This is a genomic window from Halosolutus gelatinilyticus, assembly GCF_023028105.1.
In the GTDB taxonomy this organism is placed as follows: domain Archaea; phylum Halobacteriota; class Halobacteria; order Halobacteriales; family Natrialbaceae; genus Halosolutus; species Halosolutus gelatinilyticus.
Window position 1 is genome coordinate 1885277 of record NZ_CP095491.1, and the last position, 18007, is coordinate 1903283.

Annotated in this window: 13 protein-coding genes, 1 tRNA gene and 7 pseudogenes; 10 read left to right on the forward strand and 11 right to left on the reverse strand. The window is 55.0% G+C overall.

The annotated features are described in order from the left end of the window. Positions 1 to 83 precede the first annotated feature (83 nt). From MUH00_RS22855 to MUH00_RS23190, 4 genes and pseudogenes are all read left to right on the forward strand, one after another. Positions 84 to 212 (forward strand): hypothetical protein, encoded by a 129-nt coding sequence (locus MUH00_RS22855; protein ID WP_256464813.1) that lies wholly within the window; start codon positions 84 to 86, stop codon positions 210 to 212. Positions 213 to 287: 75 nt separating this feature from the next. Continuing rightward, a tRNA-Ile gene (locus MUH00_RS09360) sits at positions 288 to 362 on the forward strand. A 317-nt stretch (positions 363 to 679) separates the two neighbouring features. Further along, a pseudogene (locus MUH00_RS09365) lies at positions 680 to 1003 on the forward strand (DUF7845 domain-containing protein); the annotation flags it as partial. A 97-nt stretch (positions 1004 to 1100) separates the two neighbouring features. Further along, positions 1101 to 1435: pseudogene (locus MUH00_RS23190) on the forward strand (DUF8150 family protein). A 261-nt stretch (positions 1436 to 1696) separates the two neighbouring features. On the opposite strand, the gene MUH00_RS09375 reads toward MUH00_RS23190, so the two are convergent. Beyond that, positions 1697 to 2710, reverse strand: coding sequence for a lysylphosphatidylglycerol synthase transmembrane domain-containing protein (locus MUH00_RS09375; RefSeq protein ID WP_247003826.1), 1014 nt, complete (start codon positions 2708 to 2710; stop codon positions 1697 to 1699). Continuing rightward, a complete protein-coding gene (locus MUH00_RS23195; protein ID WP_425603050.1) occupies positions 2692 to 3861 on the reverse strand; it encodes a sulfatase-like hydrolase/transferase in 1170 nt (389 codons plus the stop codon). Before MUH00_RS23195 ends, MUH00_RS09375 begins: the two co-directional genes overlap by 19 nt. Before the next feature lie 292 nt (positions 3862 to 4153). On the opposite strand from MUH00_RS23195, the gene MUH00_RS09385 reads away from it, so the two are divergent. Both MUH00_RS09385 and MUH00_RS09390 read left to right on the forward strand, forming a co-directional pair. Beyond that, the gene (locus MUH00_RS09385; RefSeq protein ID WP_247003830.1) at positions 4154 to 4897 is read left to right on the forward strand and encodes a hypothetical protein; all 744 of its coding nucleotides are present in this window, start codon (positions 4154 to 4156) and stop codon (positions 4895 to 4897) included. 56 nt (positions 4898 to 4953) lie between these two features. Further along, positions 4954 to 5460, forward strand: a pseudogene (locus MUH00_RS09390) (zinc ribbon domain-containing protein); the annotation flags it as partial. On the opposite strand, the gene MUH00_RS09395 reads toward MUH00_RS09390, so the two are convergent. Together MUH00_RS09395 and MUH00_RS09400 are read right to left on the reverse strand one after the other, a co-directional pair. Beyond that, positions 5402 to 6103, reverse strand: coding sequence for a TVP38/TMEM64 family protein (locus MUH00_RS09395; protein WP_247003939.1), 702 nt, complete (start codon positions 6101 to 6103; stop codon positions 5402 to 5404). The pseudogene MUH00_RS09390 and the gene MUH00_RS09395 overlap by 59 nt on opposite strands. Beyond that, positions 6100 to 7272, reverse strand: a complete 1173-nt coding sequence (locus MUH00_RS09400) for a glycerophosphodiester phosphodiesterase (protein ID WP_247003831.1) — start codon at positions 7270 to 7272, stop codon at positions 6100 to 6102. Before MUH00_RS09400 ends, MUH00_RS09395 begins: the two co-directional genes overlap by 4 nt. 710 nt (positions 7273 to 7982) lie before the next feature. Here MUH00_RS09400 and MUH00_RS09405 point away from each other — a divergent pair. Further along, a pseudogene (locus MUH00_RS09405) lies at positions 7983 to 8626 on the forward strand (IS5 family transposase); the annotation flags it as partial. A gap of 77 nt (positions 8627 to 8703) precedes the next feature. Here the strand turns inward: MUH00_RS09405 and MUH00_RS09410 are convergent. Further along, on the reverse strand, positions 8704 to 9531 hold the full coding sequence (locus MUH00_RS09410) for a phosphatase PAP2 family protein (protein WP_247003833.1): 828 nt from the start codon (positions 9529 to 9531) through the stop codon (positions 8704 to 8706). A gap of 384 nt (positions 9532 to 9915) precedes the next feature. Here MUH00_RS09410 and MUH00_RS09415 point away from each other — a divergent pair. Continuing rightward, positions 9916 to 10736 (forward strand): annotated as a pseudogene (locus MUH00_RS09415) (IS5 family transposase). Between the two features lie 144 nt (positions 10737 to 10880). Here MUH00_RS09415 and MUH00_RS09420 read toward each other — a convergent pair. Further along, positions 10881 to 11852, reverse strand: coding sequence for a phosphatase PAP2 family protein (locus tag MUH00_RS09420; RefSeq protein ID WP_247003835.1), 972 nt, complete (start codon positions 11850 to 11852; stop codon positions 10881 to 10883). Positions 11853 to 12120: 268 nt separating this feature from the next. Between MUH00_RS09420 and MUH00_RS09425 the strand changes: the two are divergent. Beyond that, positions 12121 to 12216 (forward strand): annotated as a pseudogene (locus tag MUH00_RS09425) (IS5/IS1182 family transposase); the annotation flags it as partial. Between the two features lie 141 nt (positions 12217 to 12357). On the opposite strand, the pseudogene MUH00_RS09430 reads toward MUH00_RS09425, so the two are convergent. Continuing rightward, positions 12358 to 12712, reverse strand: a pseudogene (locus tag MUH00_RS09430) (NAD-dependent epimerase/dehydratase family protein); the annotation flags it as partial. Between MUH00_RS09430 and MUH00_RS09435 the strand changes: the two are divergent. Then, on the forward strand, positions 12648 to 13490 hold the full coding sequence (locus MUH00_RS09435; protein ID WP_247003836.1) for a universal stress protein: 843 nt from the start codon (positions 12648 to 12650) through the stop codon (positions 13488 to 13490). The pseudogene MUH00_RS09430 and the gene MUH00_RS09435 sit on opposite strands and share 65 nt — an antisense overlap. Positions 13491 to 13524: 34 nt before the next feature. Here the strand turns inward: MUH00_RS09435 and MUH00_RS09440 are convergent, their stop codons facing one another. The 4 genes from MUH00_RS09440 to MUH00_RS09455 form a co-directional block, all read right to left on the reverse strand. Further along, positions 13525 to 14634, reverse strand: coding sequence for a glycosyltransferase (locus tag MUH00_RS09440; RefSeq protein ID WP_247003838.1), 1110 nt, complete (start codon positions 14632 to 14634; stop codon positions 13525 to 13527). Continuing rightward, entirely contained in the window at positions 14635 to 15630 is a 996-nt protein-coding gene (locus MUH00_RS09445; RefSeq protein ID WP_247003840.1) for a glycosyltransferase family 4 protein, read from the reverse strand. Positions 15631 to 15700: 70 nt separating this feature from the next. Further along, positions 15701 to 16987, reverse strand: a complete 1287-nt coding sequence (locus MUH00_RS09450) for an ABC transporter permease (protein ID WP_247003842.1) — start codon at positions 16985 to 16987, stop codon at positions 15701 to 15703. Beyond that, on the reverse strand, positions 16987 to 17748 hold the full coding sequence (locus MUH00_RS09455) for an ABC transporter ATP-binding protein (RefSeq protein WP_247003844.1): 762 nt from the start codon (positions 17746 to 17748) through the stop codon (positions 16987 to 16989). The genes MUH00_RS09450 and MUH00_RS09455 overlap by 1 nt, the downstream gene beginning before the upstream one ends. Positions 17749 to 18007 lie beyond the last annotated feature (259 nt).

An 18007-nucleotide genomic window follows, 5' to 3' on the forward strand; every position in this document is an offset into this window, starting at 1 on the left:
TTCGAGTTCGATCGGCAGGATCGGTACCAGTCGGATCGCCTGAACCAGCCTTTATTGACGGCACGCGCGTAGCGTCGAGTGCTATGTGCCACCACTTCGAATCCGTCACCGACCTCGACGCCGAAGAACGCGAGGAGGTCCTCGAATCCCACAGCGAAGACGAACTGGAGGAGGAACTGAGCGCCGAGGAACTCGAAGCACTTACCGCGTAGCGATCGATCCCAGTTTTCTCCGGCGCGGACCGGACAGCAAACGTTAATTAGGACGCGCGATTCCTCCCGACTGGAGGGCCCTTAGCTCAGTCTGGTTAGAGCGCTCGGCTCATAACCGAGTGGTCGATGGTTCGAATCCGTCAGGGCCCATCCGAATTCTGGATGGTTCAAATCCAAGGGGCGGCGTCGGGGTGTATTTAAACGGCGACCGATGCGCCGTTTAGAGTCCGTTCAATTGGTGAACGGGGGTCGGCGTTGTCGTGCGGTTCGCTAGGAGCTAAATTGTAGTATTAGCGTATAGTCGTTTCGCACAGTCTTGGTAAGGTAAGAATGGAGTCCGGGTTCAAACACCGGTCTGGCTTCCTGCGTTTTGGTTAAACCAGGGTGTATAAAGAACGATACCGGTGGAACCGTCTCTACATCTTCCTTATTTGCGATAGTGACGGTCTGTCAGGAGGTGGGTGCGGGTGCAATTGATCGAGAACGAGAGTGGCCCAGTGCATGCACGCGATGGGACAATTGCCCAACTGGGCCACCTGCTCGAGAACGACCGTACAGGGCGACGCAAACTCGTTCAGTACGACAGCGATGAACATCGAGATCGTCCCGGATACTATCACACGGCGACTCTCGGCCCACGACGTGTCCGTGAGGCGTTTCCATCACACGAGTTACCAAAGGAAGTGAAACACTACTACGCGCAGCAGGCGGTGAGCTTGGACAACAACCGCTCGATCGCGCATCCGAAAGTCGGTGTGTCCTACCAGCGATCGTTCTGGAAGGAGCAACTCGAAACGTACGTTAACAAACTTGGAGTGGAGGACTACTATGCTGAACTCACAGGAGTTTGAGGACGATCAACGCCGGAACACGGAGCAACGGCGTGCGATGATCAAGCGCTGGGCCGAGTACGTTCGAACGCACGACGATGAGGAGTGGTCACGCCAGCAGAATCGCCTTATTGACTCGCAGCTTCAGTCAGCAAACAAGATGGCTGCATCTGGCGACACAGATCCTGTTCGGTTCGCGGCCGCTCGCGATCAACTGCGCGACCGATGACCGACGAAGACACGGTTACCCAAGAGATTGCGGCCGCTTGCTACGATGACGAAATTACCATCGACCAGCTCACAGAGCTCGTCAGCGCCGAAGCGGCGGCAAACCTCCGGGTGTTGAAACAGCAGTTGGACGAGACCTTCATTAACGAAGTGGCTGATGCGTGACCTCTCACAGCGTCGCACCGTTAGTTCCCCTTGCTGATCCTCCTCACAAACTTCCCAGCGCTGTGGAAGGCTGTCTCGCCGCCAGTCGGTAACGACTCTTGCCGTGAGGTCGAAGCCAGAGGAGCGACCGGCGAGGAGTGCGACGGCTCTGTCGACTAGGTTGCTGAATAACAGATTGTATGGATAGTATACTCATAATTAACCGATTAGACGTGATTTCGTGACCGAAATCGTGAAGATCGCGGCGTATCTAGCGTGTAGTTATTCGAGCGTCCCACCTACCTGAACCGCCGTGAAGGTGCCACCGACCAAGACAGGCATCCAGTAGATTGCGGCCCGAAACAGTAGAACACTCGCAGTCACCGTCGGTGCATCAATGCCGGTTGTCGGGACAAGCAGCGCGACGAATGCGGCCTCAATGGCACCAAGACCACCAGGGACGGGGGTAAACCCTGCGAGGTTGGCAAGCGGAATGACGAACAATAGAACAGCAATCGAGATGTCCGGGCCTATGGCCCTGAATGCGGCGGCAAGTGCAACACTTTGGAGAACCCATCCAGACATTGACAACACGAGCGCCACTGCGAGCGTGCTTCGGTCAGCGTTAATATTCTTGAGGTGGTCGAAGAATCCGTCAATCCGAGCAGTGACATCGGTCTTCGTGACGGATGCCGACCCAGGTAGTCTCCCGCCAATACTGGCTACGATCCCTGCGAGCGCGCCCACGACTGGATCCACGAGCCGTGATCGGTATCGCCATACCACCACAAACGTAGCTATGATAACTACAGCGACACCGAGGCCCGTACCGACGATCGAACGTACGCGAGGTACCAGCGTGAACGAACTCGCGTAGACACCGAACCCAAAGAATACAAGCACAAGCGAGGAGACTACGTTCAACACGTCAACAGTCGCAATACCGGCGAGCCCCTTTTCATATTGGGTATCGGTTACGCTTGAGATAGTCAGCGCCGAGACCGGTTCGCCGCCGGCTTGCCCAAACGGGGTTACGTTGTTCGCGAACACAACCGCGCTGTAGACAATCCCTGAATTCCCTATGGAGATTCCCACGTCTAGGGTGCTAAGGACCGTTCTGAGCGTTAATCCCCATGCAAAGATCCATAGGCACGCAAACATGAACAGTACCACCGTCCACAGGGGGTTCGCCTGGCTCAGCGCCGAGAGGACCGCTTCCAAATCAGTTTGCCAGAGCAGTCCCGCGAGGACAATGCCAGCGCCGACAAAGCCCGCGACTATTTGGCGGCGCTGCACGAGACGCATCCACCTCCGAGACCTGTTAGCGAGCGATTTTCGACTCTCTGCAAACACAGATCACTCACGGAAATGACCCCTTCGTTAATGCAGACACTACAGATAGTCAAATTTCGCAAGGCGGTTTTCAACGGGATCCTTGAAGTCAACCGAATCGCGTTCGCAGTTCTCGTCGGTCGGGAACGAGCGCACAAGCGTTCGATCCGGCTTCGTTTCCTCCCCAGTTCCCGACGCACCGCTGAAGTCGCACTAGCAGGCTCTGACTCCGACTTCGCCCTGACCACGCGCCAGAACTCATTGACGACGTAGCGAAACTGTTTGTAGTACCTGTCCCGATGGGTGGCCGGCAGTTGTCTAGTGGCGAGGTCAAGGAATCCATATCCGTCCTTGGCGACGGGGGCGCCCGCGGTGTAACTCTCGAAGTCAGCTGTTATATCGGCCTTCAAGTACTGGAATGTGATCTGACATTCTTCCTGAGAGGCAACATCCGGGGCGTGACGCTGGCGGTATGGATCCGACAGATAGTACGGTTTGTGGATGTCGAGCAGAATTATATAGAGGAAAAACGGGCAAAAACGATTCCTATCTTCGAGGAACGCCTGTACTTGCTCAACGACCCACTTGGATTGAGCCGCGTCGGTATCCTGATACCGGGACCAAGCCTCGAAGAGCGAGTCCGCGAGATCGGTGAGGGTGCCTTTGAGCCGTTCAAAGCGTTGATTTGACCACCATTCGAGAATTCGCGAGCTTGCTACGAACTCCGGAAGAGAGAAGCGTCTTGGCGTAAGGAAATCATCCCAAGTGTCGAACCCGGTTGTAAGGCCAGTAAAGGACGAGACCCACGGATTCGGGGAGAACCCAGTTGTTTGGTACCCTGCGTCGGCGACGCGCCCAACGGGTGTAACGGTGGCCGATTCGAATATTGGTGACTGTTGGGTTGCTCCGTGTTCCCAGGGATACGTTCCGGTGAACATTGACGCGTGAGAAGGAAGGGGCCACGGAGCTTGGGCGACCGCGTCAGTGAAGACCACGCTCTCTGAGCCGAGCGCTTCGAGGTTTTCGGTGAAAGTCACGTCATCGTTGTAGAGCGGAACTCGGTCCCGTTGAAGTGTATTCAGAACCAGAAATACGACGTTTGGATGGTCACTCATAATAGTCCTCGTAGGCGATCGTTTGAGGGACCCGAGCCAGACTCTGTGTTTCGATCAATGCTCATCCGGGTACCCTTCTCTTCTGATGTAAATAAAGCGTGCAGACCTTTGTATCCAATACCACCCTTGTACGGCCATATACAGCTAAATTCTGGTGAATTGATTTTCGGAAGCCAAACCGCTGAGTTCGGAGTAGCTACGTGATATACGGGCGGTATGGGAGATACACCTACATTCCAGATACAGCCCTCAACCGAAAAGAGTAACTCTCTATACCCTGTATCCGTGTAGTATGGCGGGGAAGTCGGCTTCACTACTCACGAAAACCCAGCGAAATAGAATACGGGATGATTTTGCTGATCTCGATGAGGAGAAAAAACGCCGGGACCAACAACGAATTCGAGAACGGGTAAGATCGGGTCTCTTGGATTTCCAACTGCTTGCCGACTATCCAGACCGGCAGTTCGAGATGGCGCTCGACGAACTGTCGGATGACGAACTCTTGACGATACTCGCGTCTACTACCATTGTCGTTGGGCGACTCCGGGAACTCAACGATATCGACCGTGCGGAACTGATCAAGGAGGTTCGCGCCCAGATTGAAGACGACTCCGACACAACGAATGCTGCTACCATCGATCAGATTGAACTTCAGACAACGGCAGAGATTCGCAGTCAGGCAGAAGCCGACGTTGAAGAACGGTTTGAAGAGGGTCCCTGGGATAAACGGGCAAGCAGGCTGGGAAAACTAGCCATTGTTTTTTTCATTCCTTACGCAATCCTTGAATTGTCCGATGAGTATATTGCCGAAGGAGCGGCGATAAATCTCGACCCGCTGTTACCACTATTTGGTATCCCTTTCGTCATATGCACAGTGGGATGGTTTATTATTACGTCATTGAAAATATTGAAATATAACATCATCCCAGTTCTTGTGAGGTTTCGGCGAAATCCGGCAGCAGTAGTGAGAGAGGGATTCAAAAGCCTGATCAGGGATCCGGGAAAGCAAATGCGGAAGGCGTGGGATGATTTGTAGATCTGATATCTGAGGACTTGAGGGCCAAAAGGGTAGGTAATCGCGTTCGAGAACCTACCCATATCCGCGACCGAACCGGTGCGTCGTGGGGTCACAAGTGGGCGTTCCGAACGCTCTACGAATACGTCGAGTACAAAGCCGAAGCCGTCGGTATCTCGGTGATGCAAGTCGAGTCGGCGTACACGTCGAAGCGGTGTTCCAAGTGCGGATTTACGGCAGACGAGAATCGCTCGTCGCGCAACGACTTCCGGTGCGTGAAGTGTGGGTCGGAAGCGAATGCGGACTACAGTGCGGCGAAGAACATCGGTCTGCGGTACGTCCGTCGAGGCCAACAGTCGTCTCGGCGGATGGGTGACAGTCAGCTCGCCCTAAAGTCTGGAACGCTGAAGCCGAGGAGCGGATTTACTGCCTACCCTGATGGATTTGAGGCCGAGTTCACGAACAGGCCCCACCCTCAAAGCATCGAAGGCGCTTATAATAGTATAATTGATACTATTGCACGGATCAAAACCGTATGCGTTCCTCTAGGCGATAGACCCAATTCTGTATCTCCTGTTGTTTAAAATAACCAACGGCCGAAAGCACTACTAAGACGCTGATGAGGACGACACCCACAACAAATCGACCACTTGCCAATTCGCCACCAGCGTAGACGGTAAGAACGTACGCGGGGAAGCGGCCGATGATAATGGCAAATATGAATGTTCGGAGCCGCCACTTGGTGAGACCGGCGAGGAAACACACTGCGTCGTCCGGGAGTCCAGGGATGATAATGAAGGCGATGAAGCCTGGGAGTCCTACTCGATCAATGAACCCGTCAAAACCAGCTATCACATCCTCATGGAGGACTCGTTCGACGAGAGGCCGACCATACCGCTTTGTGAGGAGGAACGCGATACTGCTCCCAACTGTGACACCGAGTAAGCTATAGATTGTGCCATAAACTGGTCCGAAGAGGTACCCGCCAGACAACGCTAGCAACTGGCCGGGAATTGGTGCAAAAATAACTTGAGCAGTCTGGATTAGAACGAATATGACCGGGGCAAAGATGCCGAAGCTATCGATCCATTGGAGGAGTCTTGTTGTGTCTAATAAGCCGGGTAGAAACTGATAGGTGAGCAGATATATTGCGATGGCAGCGACAACAACCCCACCGAGAATTGCAGACTTCTGCGCTCGACTCAGTGTGGAAGCAAATACCTTCATTGCCTCCACCAACCAATAACGGTTGATCTGCTCAGGGAAACGTTGTGGAGCTTGTCGGTCACTGCTGCATATACTGACAAAACGCCGTTCTGAGCCTTGTTCCAGAGCTTGTTCACTTTGGTCGCCGGCTCGGATCCTGTAAACTGAATAGGGACCGTTCCTCGGCTGAATATCGAGGAGTAGAATCGGCGAACACTAGTCAGATATAATACTCCCCGCCATTGGCCATCACTCCGTATAGCTACTGCTTTCCCTTTCCACAGAAGGACCGATAGCTTTCGTTTCACCGTTGAACTGCTTTGCGTGATAAGACGGCCTGCACGTCCGCTATCGGTGGCATTGAGTGGGATCGTTCCAAAATTCTGGGTGATGAGGGAGAGACAAGAGCTGACCAGAACAAACGGATACGTAATGCTACTGAGTGCGATTGGAAGTAGTGAGATGCCGATCTTCTGAACGGAGTAGTGGTCAAATTTTGTTCCTTCTTGTGAGGAATACGAGGATAGCTGGCCAACGGACACTGGACGGTCAGCAATCACGCCGTCAGCACCGGATTTCCGAAGGATTTGTGCCCCAACGTCAGTATTTATCGTCCACACGAACGTTTTCATCTTCTTCTTGTGTGCTCGCTCAATGAGACCCGTGGATAGACAGATAACCCAATGGGGTTGAATGTGAGTGCAACCCAATTCCTCCGCGGTTTTGAGATTTTTCTCTGGATTTATTGCAAAGATGAGTGCGGTTGGGATGTCCGGATCAACCACCCTTACCTCTCGGAGAATCTCCTTATTTGCCGACGAGATCACGATATGGGCTTCTCTGTCCCGAATCGCTTTCACAACATCTTCCGCTAAGCCATATTCTTTAAGCTCAAGGTTGAGACCGACACTCGACGGAATGGTATCAAGAACGCTATCGAGCGTCGGAGGTCCCTGCCCGGATTTAAGGGCGTTGAGATTCGCCAGCTCTGTGGCCGAAAAGCTATCTACTCGGCCACTTGCGTCAGTAACAGCATCCAAAATTCCATCATGGATAACCACAATTTCCCCACTTCGACATCGACGGAGGTCAAATTCGATCATATCAGCGTGCTCGGGTGCGTTTTGAAACGCAGTTTGTGTGTTCTCAGGAAAGATTTCCGCGAATCCACGGTCAGCGATTAATTTCATTGTCGGTCCGAGAATATCCTGCTCCTCTCGACAACGAGTCGATACAATCGAAATACAATGTGCAGTAGGCTACCCTGGGTTAATTTTGGGCCGGCAAAACGCCTGAGACGACTCATATTAAATTTTTTTGAAATATAATAATTCAGGGAATTTTCCATACTGCTTCGTCAGACCGTGCGTTTCGATCATGCTCATTCGAGTGCCTTTCTCTTCTGGGAGCAAATAAACCATAGAGACCTTTGTATCCAATACCGGCTTGATACCGCCATACACCGCCAAATTCGGCGGAATTAGTTTCCACCAATCAAACCGCTGAGTTCGAGAGAGTTGCATGCTTTACAGGCGATATGGACGTACACCCGTTTCCAGATACGGATCTCAATCGAAAAGAGGGCCTGCTAAGACACCAAAGATAACCACTCACTTCGGTAAACTAACTAATTTCACGCAGATTCGGCGTTTTGGAGTTCTAGAAATAATAAATAAGAACGCAGGTCACAGACTCCTATCGAATTCAATGAGTTCACGTGTAGTCGCGTACCGCCGAAATGTCGCCTGCAGTAGTGGCATCAAGCCTGCTGTCTTATTTCAGTAACTCAATAAAAATATCATATATTTAGAAACTCAGGGTCTTCTATACATCGGCTACACTTACAATAAAAGTGAACTCGGCCTACTCAGCGCCGAGATTAATTAGAACTGTTGTTCAACCCCTGAGCGAGATACCCGGCATTCTTGAAGAACTCGGTCTCACACGACTTCCCCATTACACGGTGTTGCGTGATTGGTTCGAGAAAATCCCGATGAAGACCTACCGAGCGTTTCTCGGCTGATGCGCCGAGAAACGCTCTGGTCACGCCGCAATCGACGCAACTGGCTTCGACCGTGATCAGCCTTCACGCCACTACGCTCAGCGATCGCACTACCGCGTTCGGTCGCTAAAGTCACCGCCCTCGTGGACGTGAAAACGCTGTACATCTTCGATGTTCACTGCACGACCACAAAGAAACACGACGCCAAGATGGGTCCGCAGGTCGCTCGGCGCAACGCCGAGGACCTGCGTTCACTAGCTGCTGACCGTGGCTACGACGGGAAACCGTTCCGTGATGAACTCCGCGAAGACGGTGTGCGTCCGCTGATCAAACACCGGATCTACTCATCTCTCGACCTCGCTCACAACGCTCGGATGAGCAGACTCTGGTACAATCGCCGATGGATGGTAGAAACCGTCTTCTCGTCGATCAAGCGCACGCTCGGCTCCGCCGTGCGTGCACGAAGCTGGCACCTTGAGTTCCGAGAGATGGTACTCAAGTGCGCCGTCTACAATCTTCGCCGAACGGTTAGATATCTGTAGAATCAACCGCAGTGTGTCGGTTTTCGGCCGGCGGTGGAGTTAGTGAAAACGCCGAAATTGAGCCTCGTCTACCGATCCTACGAAGCAACCCGGTCAGCATCGCCTTCCACGCGTGCGACGATCCATTCGGCCGCGAAGACGGATCCGACCGCGAGCACGACGCCCGCCACGACATCGAGTAACCAGTGAATGCCGAGGTACATCGTCGAGAAGACGACACAGGTGACCACCAACGATGCAATCGGGAACCACCGTGGGGACTCCCGGCGCGACCGCCAAGCAAACAGCAAGACGACGATCGACAGCGACGTGTGAAGCGACGGGAACACGTCCGTGTTCGCAGAGACCGCCGACGTGAGTTCCTGGGTCTCCGGATAGAAGGAGTACATCAAGCCATCGACGGTCGACAGGTGGTTGCGGGGTCCGTACGCGATAAACAACGTGTAACAGATCGAACCGAGCAGGTAATTGAAGAGGTACGCGATGAGCAACTCCTTGAGGTGGCGCTGGGACGACCACAGGAAATAGAGGATCGGTGCGGTCACCAGGAGGAACGGGAACCCGAACATGTACATCGCCGAGAAGAAACCTAGCGTAGCCTCGGGGACGATGTCCTGAAGGGAGGCGACGAGCTCGCCTTCGACGGCGTAGAGTTCGTCGGTAATGTCCCAGTCAAGCGCATACGAGATCTCCAGACTGTACTTATGCGTTGCTCGCTTCAGCAGGAAGAACAGCGCCGCAGCGCCGAGATAAGGCGCGACATCCAGAAGTCGACGATCGAGTTCACCGATGGTTCGTCGAAACTGTCGGGGCTGGACACAGAGAGCACACGTCATCGTCAGTCCGGTACAGACGGCGAGGGCGGTCACGATCACAACAGATGCTAATGCCGTATCTGTTTTCATTGTCTATCTGATAAAATAATAATCTTCTCGACAACGATTCGATGCAACCTATATGCCTCTCCCTGCACTGTGGCGAGATTCGCATAATGCTTCGTCAAAGCGCGTGTCTCGTTCATTCTCATCCGATTGCCCTCATCCATCGGGGATAAATAAACTCTAGAGACCTTCCAATCCAATTCTGGCGTGATATGGCCGTACAACGCCGAATTCTGGATAATTGGGTTGTGATTTTCAGGCCACTGAGTTCGAAATAGTTGCGTCTTCTATGGCCGATATGGCCATACACCATTCTCCATTATGGCTGTTACACTGGGGGAACGGTGCTTTATCTTCGGCTCTGTTGAAATCAATGGAGAGGTACGATTCAGTCGATAGTGTGAGTGAATGCAGACCCTCCCAAAATCGCAGTTACTTCGGTTTGTCGAGGAAGCATTTCACCTTGCTCAACGAGCGGTCTCACGATATTCTTTAAAGTATTCGAAACAACGCTACACGCTTCATCAGCACGCCGTTCTGCTCTGTCTCAAAGTTCGGAAGAACACGACCTATCGAACACTCCTCGACGAACTCATTGAAATGCCTCGTATTCGGAGTGCGATCAACCTCACCGAACTTCCTGCCCCGTTAACGCTGTGCAAAGCGTTTGATAGACTCGATATGGCTGTCTGGCGGGTACTTCTCAATCTCTCTGTTGCACTGCTCCCGACTAACGGTGTTGCAGGGATCAACGCTTCGGGGTTCGACCGAATCCATGCCTCAAAGTACTATACGAACGGGCGAAGCTGACGATTCAGCAGCTGAAAGTCACGCTCTTAGTCGATACGAGAGCAAACGCGATCCTCGATCTCCACGTCACAACGACCCGAAAACACGATACGCAGATCGCACCGTCACTCATCAACCGCAACGTGTCTGAAATCGGAGTTTTGCTTGGAGACAAGGGGTACGACGATCAGCAGATTCGAGCGATGGCCCGCGAGAACGGGGTTCGTCCACTTATCAAACACCGTGAATTTTCCTCACTTCAGAAAGCGTGGAACGCTCGGTTGGATACTGAACTCTACGGCCAACGGAGCCAGAGCGAAACGGTGAACTCTCGACTCAAACGAAGATACGGTGCGTTCGTCCGTTCACGACGCTGGTGGAAGCAGTTCCGTGAACTCGCCCTTGCGTGTATCGTCCATAATCTTGACCGAGCAATCTAACGATCAGTACAGATGAAAGAGGTATCGGAACCGAAAGTGATCCCACTGATAGCTGCCAAGAACGACGTGCTGTAACAGAGCGTGAGATCTGCACGAGCGTTTTCCTCCGGATGAACTGACGGGCCCACGAAACGTCGAGTAAGTCTACCGACCTTCCGACTGCTCGACAAATCGGTTACCAATCAGCGGTGCACCAACGACACCGCCGACGGCAATAGTAGCCCCGAAAAACGTGATTGGCAGCGACGGTTTGAGGGAATTCAAGAGCGCGAAGAAGCCGCCAGCGAGTCCGAAGACGGCGAAACCGACAACAACCTCTCGGCGATTCAATGGGTGGGCTGGCGTCAAATCACCGACGGCACGCCAAGTGAGCCACGCACCAACAGCGCTCCCGACAGCAGCTACGCTATCGAAGGTAACTCCGTGAATCAATCCCAGCACTCCAATGCCCGCGGCGAACACGAGTACCCGGCCAGGGGTAGTGCCGTGATCACTGATCGTGTAGAGTCCTCCCAGAACGACTATCCCGATGACGGTTCCGACTACGACGTCAACGAGGTAGTGAACCCCCAAGACGACTCTCGAAAGCGAGACGATGAGGATTACGACGCCCGCGAGCGCGAGCCACACATGCGAACGTTTGTCTTTTCGGACAGCGAGAGCGAACCCACCCCACACCAGCGTACTCCCGAGGGCGTGGCCGCTCGGAAACCCATACCCCGTACCCGTCGAAATACTAGCGAACACCCCTTGCAGGGCGGACGGAATCCACTGAACGTCCGGTGGAGTCTCCGCCCCCGGCGGTCGGGGAACCATGAAGGACTGCTTGAGCACTCCGACGAGAGCAACGTAGGTCAGTAAGAGTCCGAGAACGAACAGACCACGTCGTCGGTCGATCCCCCACTTCGGGAACCTGTCGCCGGCGACGTAGTGTACGCCGCCCAGCAAAAAGAGAAACCAGACATCGCCAAGCTGGGTTAACAGCGCAAAGAAAACGAGAACCGGGTCCTGTGCCAACCCGTGAAGTGCCTCGCTGATTCCGATTCCGCGGTCATCACTGAGCATCTCTATGTGGGAGATAAGGCGCGACATCCAGAAGTCGACGATCGAGTTCATTCTCATCCGATTGCCCTCATCCATCGGGGATAAATAAACTCTAGAGACCTTCCAATCCAATTCTGGCGTGATATGGCCGTACAACGCCGAATTCTGGATAATTGGGTTGTGATTTTCAGGCCACTGAGTTCGAAATAGTTGCGTCTTCTATGGCCGATATGGCCATACACCATTCTCCATTATGGCTGTTACACTGGGGGAACGGTGCTTTATCTTCGGCTCTGTTGAAATCAATGGAGAGGTACGATTCAGTCGATAGTGTGAGTGAATGCAGACCCTCCCAAAATCGCAGTTACTTCGGTTTGTCGAGGAAGCATTTCACCTTGCTCAACGAGCAGTCTCACGATATTCTTTAAAGTATTCGGCTTTGTTGAAACCCTCTTCACGTCTGGCGGTTTTATCTGAGGCCGCTTTTCGAACGCATCGGCCGAGAGCCAATTTGAGGGCTGCTCTATTTAGTGTCAACGAAAAATGGTTTCAACAGAGCCAAGTATTCGAAACAACGCTGCGAAACCGTATTTGCGTACGCGCCTTTGTGTTCTTCGCCCCCCGTAGCCCTGATAGACCGAGAAAAACCGCATTCCGGCGAGCGTCAACTCGTTGTAGAAGTCGTTGTAGTGCTCCGCGTACCGCTCTCTCCCGAGCATCGACGCGTCGTACCCCGTCGCGGCTTCGATATCAACGTCTTCGGCCGTCGGCGTCGTCCGGCTCCCGTAGACCGACGACGACGCGTAGACGATCGTCCGGCAGCCGTCCGCCAGCGCCTGTTCGACGACGTTTACGAAGCCCTCGATATTGACTCGAGCGCCCTCCCGTGGATTTTCCTCGAGCATCTGCCGACTCGAGATCGCCGACGAGTGGGATGCGACCATTTCCCTGCTCTACGTCGCGGATACGAACGAGTCCAGTCAGACTCGTCTCGGTACCGAGGTCGTCGACGTTCTGGAACAGGAGGGCGAAGAGATCGTTTCGAACGCTCGCGAACGAGTCGCGGAACGCGGCGTCTCCGTCACCACGGATATCGTCCAGGGGATTCCCCACGAAGCTATCGTCCAATACGCCGCGACGCACGACGCCGACCTCGTGGTGATGGGAACCCACGGCCGGGACGGACTCGAGCGATACGTTCTCGGAAGTGTCGCGGAGCGCGTCGTCAACAGAGCGACGATACCGGTTCTGACGGTCCGCGCGGCCGACGATGTGACGACGAACTATCCGTATACCGCCGTCCTCGTCCCGACGGTCGGAAGCGATCACGCGATGGCCGCCCTGCAGCGAGGCGCGGACGTGGCGAATCGCAACAACGCCACGGTTCACCTCCTCTCCGTCCTCGAGGAGCCGATACTCGGATTAGGGAACGACCGATCCGATCGCGACGAACGGGTCCGAGAACTACTCGAGGAAGCCACGTCGACGGTACAGAACGCGGGTGTCGACGACGTCGTTACCGCCGTCAAGTCGGGATCGGTGCCGCGGGAAATCGCCTCCTACGCGGACTCGGAGGGAATCGATCTCATCGTGATGGGAACGCACGGTCGAACGGGAATCGATCAGCACCTCCTCGGGAGCATCACCGAACGGGTACTCCGAACCGCGTCGGTCCCCGTCCTGACGACGAATCGAAAAAACCCCTCGTGATCGACGGCTCTCCGCGCCGCGAGCCACCGTGCGATCAATCGAGAGAGCCCGGTGAGTCGTCGGAAAACCCCCAGTTATCGTCAGCCACGGTCGGCGTCTCGCCAGTCGACGTCTGGTTCCGGTACAGGTGCTCGAGGTGATCTAGGGTGCGACGGACATCGTACTTCTCGACGGCCGCCCTGGTGTCGCGATCCGTTCGGAGACAGCGCTCGATGGTGTCGGCCATCGCCTCGAGATCGCCGTACTCGAATCGGTCGCCGTTGTCGGGACCGATCGTCTGATCGAACGGCGCGACGTCCGCCGCGATAACGGGCGTGCCACAGGCGTTGGCCTCGAGCGTCGAGAGCCCGAGCGTGTCCGCAGTCGAGGCGGTCACGAACGCGTCGATCGAGGAGTAAAACGTCGGCAGCTCCTCTCGAGGGAGAAAATCTCGGAGTTCGACGTTCTCCGGCGCGTTCCGCTCGAGGCTGGCGCGATAGGGACCCTCGCCGACGACGACGAACTCGTACTCCGGCACCTCCTTTGCGACCTCGAGAATATCGTTGACGTTTTTTTCCATACTGAGCCGGCCGCTGTACCCGATTACCGGTTTGTCGGCGTCGGCGTACCAGTCCTCGGCGGTCGGCTGGAAGAACTCCATGTCGATTCCCACCGGGAGCGGGACGTGGGTGACGTCCCGTTCGATCCGCTCCGTGGAGGCGGTCACGATATCGAAGCTTTCGAGGAACGCGTTCTCCAGCGGAACGTACAGTTTCGACATGGCGCTGGCGACCGACTCGAGTTTGACGTTCTGGTGGAAGTACTCCTCGAGCGGCGTGTGGTGGGTGTAAATCGTCGGCAGTTCGTGTTTTCGCGCGTAGTACCGCCCGAGGATGCCGACCGACGCGGGACCGTGACAGTGAACGACGTCGAGTTCCGGAAGCGTCGACGGCCGCCTGAAGAGCGGAATCCGGTAGCCGGCGTAGAAGGGATTCGGGAGCGATCTGACCGGAAATTCGCGATCACCGGGTTCGTAGTCGCCGTCCGGATAGACGACGTAGACCTCGTGGCCCTTCCGTTCGAGTTCTTCTCGCCAGAGTTTGATCGTGTACGTTACGCCGTCGATCTCGGGGAAGTAGCTGTCCGTGAAGAATCCGATTTTCATTCAGGTGACCTCTTCGTACAGCGATTGATACTGGTTCGCGACCGTCTCGAGCGAGAACTGCTCGCTCCGGTCGGCCGCGTTCGATCCGAGTCGACGCCGAAGGTCGGGGTCCTCGAGTCGCTCGAGGGCGTCCACGAACGCGTCGATTCCCGATTCGGACCCCGATTCCGACGCTTTCAGACAGTCCTCGCCGTCCTCGAGCCACGAGAACGTCTCGATGTCGCGAACGAGAACCGGTTTGCCCGCGGTCATCGCTTCCAGCAGTGCGATCCCCTCGTTTTCCTCGTACGTCGGGAAACAGAAGATATCACCGGCTGCATACACACCGCGAATGTCGTCGATGTATCCGGGGAACGTACAGTTCTCCGGTGATTCCTCGATCAACCGTGTTGTCTCGCGCCCCTTCAACGAGAGATCCAACGGGCCGAACCACGCGAAATCCATGTCGGGCATCCGGCGAGCCAGTTCGACGAACGTCTCGAGGCCCTTGCGTTTGATGACGTGGCCGACGAGAAAGACGACGGGCGATTCGAGGTCGTAGCGTTCGCGGTACTCCGACTCGAGCGGTTCAAAGCCCTCGAGCTTCTCGCCGTCGACGCCGTTCGAGATGACGGTCGTCGGGGTGTCCGTGTAGGTCTCGATCAGCCGCCGGTTGTACTCCGAGGGACAGACCAGGGCGTCGGCCAGTCCGTAGGCCCACTCGAGGTACGGTTTCAGCGGTTTGGCGAGAACGTTCGTAAACCGAAAGCTGTCCCCGAAGTCCTCGGCCGTCACGTGCGTGTGGGCGACGATCGGGATGTTGCGCGACCGTGCCCGTTTCGCACACCAGACCGAGCGAGGGCCCATAAGGTTGCAGTGGAACGCATCGGCATCGAGGGTCGGATCGGTCGTATACTGTAGATTCAGTCGGTCGAGTATCTTCCGCTGGTGGACGACGGACTCGCGGATCCCGCCGGTAACGTGCTTCTCGAATTCGAAGTAGTGGTTGATTTTCATTCGGCTAAGTTTTGGGTATTCGGCCCGGGTGTTGCAGTTTTGTGCCGATTCATCACGGTGCTTTTGAATATCATTCGTAACGAAGGGCCTCGATGGGGTCGATTCGAGCGCCGTTCCAAGCGGGGTACAGACCAGCAACGACACCGACGAGCACCCCGACGGCGACGGCAATCCCTGCCCATTCTATCGGGAAGGTGAACGGAAGAGCGAGTAACGTCGTCGTACCGTACCCAGCAAGTGCTCCGAGGATGATCCCGAACACGGATCCGAACAGCCCCAGGATAACTGCCTCAACGAGGAACAACTCAAGGATATCACGGTTCTGGAACCCAACGGCTTTCATGATTCCTATCTCGCGTGTCCGTTCGGTGACGCTCACGAGCATGATGTTAGCGATACCGATCGCGCCGACAATGAGCGAGATGACCGCAATGCCCGTGACGAAGCTGGTGAAGGTACTCACCAAGCTCTGCATTTCATTGACGACCTCCTTGTCTGTCTGGACACTCACTTCGTACGACGATGGGAGAAGACCCTGCGCATCCGAGTCAGCAGTGAAGTAATCTGTGACACGTGTAGCGACCTGGTCAACTTGGTCGTAATTAACTGCTACGACAGTCAACTGCGAGTAGACGTGCTGATTTTTCCCCGTTGCTGGACTATCAAGTCGGGTCTGGTGGAACGGGTCCGTCGGACCGTAGATTTCGGGTTGACTACCATCATCAGAATCGAATCCACTGCTACTGCCGGAATCACCTTCGAGAATGCCGACGACTGTTGCGTTAATCGTCTTACCACCGCTCCGAGTGACTGTGATCGAGTCACCAACAGTGACGTTCTGCTCGAAGATAGTCGCCGCAGCTTCGTTCAGGACGACTTCCCGTTCACCAGGTGAGAAGGGGCCACCAGCTGAGAAATTTCCCGCCTCCGTATGGCTGAAGTAGGCCGGCGTCGTCGCCGTCATTGCTGATTTTGCAATCGACTGTCCGCTATATGTGACGCCTGAGAGTGATACGCTCCCCTCTGGAACGACCGTTTCCACGCCTTTTGTCTCCTGGAGTTGTTGGATGTCGTACTCGGTGAAGACGGCCTGACCGCCGCCCTCTACCGGTCCATCATCGCCGACGCCCTCCGGTCCGCCATCGGCGCCTTGCGGTTGATTCGTAACTGTTATCGTCGGAGAACCTGCAACTCCAGCCAGGTCGCCAATTATCGCGCCTTGAAGGCTCGCACCTAATGTGACAAACGTGATAACCGATCCAATGCCGATGACGACGCCGAGTGTGGTCAGCGTCGAACGAAGACGGTGCCCGCGAATCGTCCGCCATGCCATCCGTAGATTCTCAAAGAGGTCCATTACTTACCACCTCCAACTGTTGGCCGTACAGGCGAGTCAACGATCTCTTCGCGTTCGATGACACCGTCCAGTAGGTGGATGATCTTATCGGCGTGCTCGGCGATATCGCGCTCATGTGTCACCATGAGAATCGTGTTGCCACCCTCGTGGAGTTCACTGAGTAGCTCCATGATATTGGCACCAGTTTCCGAGTCCAGATTCCCCGTCGGTTCATCGGCGAGAATCAGTGCTGGGTCGTTGGCGAGGGCGCGAGCGATGGAGACCCGCTGGCGCTGACCCCCTGATAGTTCGTTTGGACGATGATCTGCCCGGTCTCCGAGTCCAACACGTTCTAAGAGTTGCTTCGCACGTTCATTTCGCTCACTTCGTGAAACTTTCTGGGCGACCATTGGCTGCACGATGTTCTCTTGGGCGGTCAGTCGAGGCATTAGGTTGAAGGTCTGAAAGACGAACCCAATCTCGCTGCCCCGTAGCCGTGTTCGTTCTCTACTGGAGAGTTGAGTCACGTCCTTCCCGTTGACGATAACTCGCCCCTCCGTCGGAGTGTCTAAACACCCGATGAGATTCATCAGCGTGCTCTTCCCTGAACCGCTCGGACCCATGACGGCAGTATATGAACCACGCTTCAACTTGAGAGACACTCCGTCGAGAGCATGGACGGGTTCTCCCACCTGGTATGTTTTCCGGACATCCTGAACCGCGACTGCTGCCTGATTCGTGCGTTCGTTTTTCCCTACACCAAGTTTATCAGAAGACGACATTTCTGACACCTCTTTGTACCGGGCTCTGTTCTGTTTGTGCACTGGACTGAGAGAATCTGAGTATTAGATCGGTGGTAATTGATTTACCAGCGCGCTTGCGTCCGAGGAACCTATCGATCCCTCCTTGCTCGCCAGACGGGTTAATCGCCTGTAATGCTGTGGCATCTCTAAATTGCTCCAAACCGTGCCTTTCGATTACGCTCATTCGAGTGTCCTTCTCTTCTGGGAGCAAATAAACCATGGAGACCTTTGTATCCAA

What these genes read in the sequence shown, in the direction of transcription:
- MUH00_RS22855 (WP_256464813.1), top strand. Translation starts at nt 84, where the DNA reads ATGTGCCACCACTTCGAATCCGTCACCGACCTCGACGCCGAAGAACGC.
- MUH00_RS23195 (WP_425603050.1), bottom strand. Translation starts at nt 3,861, where the DNA reads ATGAGTGACCATCCAAACGTCGTATTTCTGGTTCTGAATACACTTCAA.
- MUH00_RS09385 (WP_247003830.1), top strand. Translation starts at nt 4,154, where the DNA reads ATGGCGGGGAAGTCGGCTTCACTACTCACGAAAACCCAGCGAAATAGA.
- MUH00_RS09395 (WP_247003939.1), bottom strand. Translation starts at nt 6,103, where the DNA reads ATGAAGGTATTTGCTTCCACACTGAGTCGAGCGCAGAAGTCTGCAATT.
- MUH00_RS09400 (WP_247003831.1), bottom strand. Translation starts at nt 7,272, where the DNA reads ATGAAATTAATCGCTGACCGTGGATTCGCGGAAATCTTTCCTGAGAAC.
- MUH00_RS09410 (WP_247003833.1), bottom strand. Translation starts at nt 9,531, where the DNA reads ATGAAAACAGATACGGCATTAGCATCTGTTGTGATCGTGACCGCCCTC.
- MUH00_RS09420 (WP_247003835.1), bottom strand. Translation starts at nt 11,852, where the DNA reads ATGAACTCGATCGTCGACTTCTGGATGTCGCGCCTTATCTCCCACATA.
- MUH00_RS09440 (WP_247003838.1), bottom strand. Translation starts at nt 14,634, where the DNA reads ATGAAAATCGGATTCTTCACGGACAGCTACTTCCCCGAGATCGACGGC.
- MUH00_RS09445 (WP_247003840.1), bottom strand. Translation starts at nt 15,630, where the DNA reads ATGAAAATCAACCACTACTTCGAATTCGAGAAGCACGTTACCGGCGGG.
- MUH00_RS09450 (WP_247003842.1), bottom strand. Translation starts at nt 16,987, where the DNA reads ATGGACCTCTTTGAGAATCTACGGATGGCATGGCGGACGATTCGCGGG.
- MUH00_RS09455 (WP_247003844.1), bottom strand. Translation starts at nt 17,748, where the DNA reads ATGTCGTCTTCTGATAAACTTGGTGTAGGGAAAAACGAACGCACGAAT.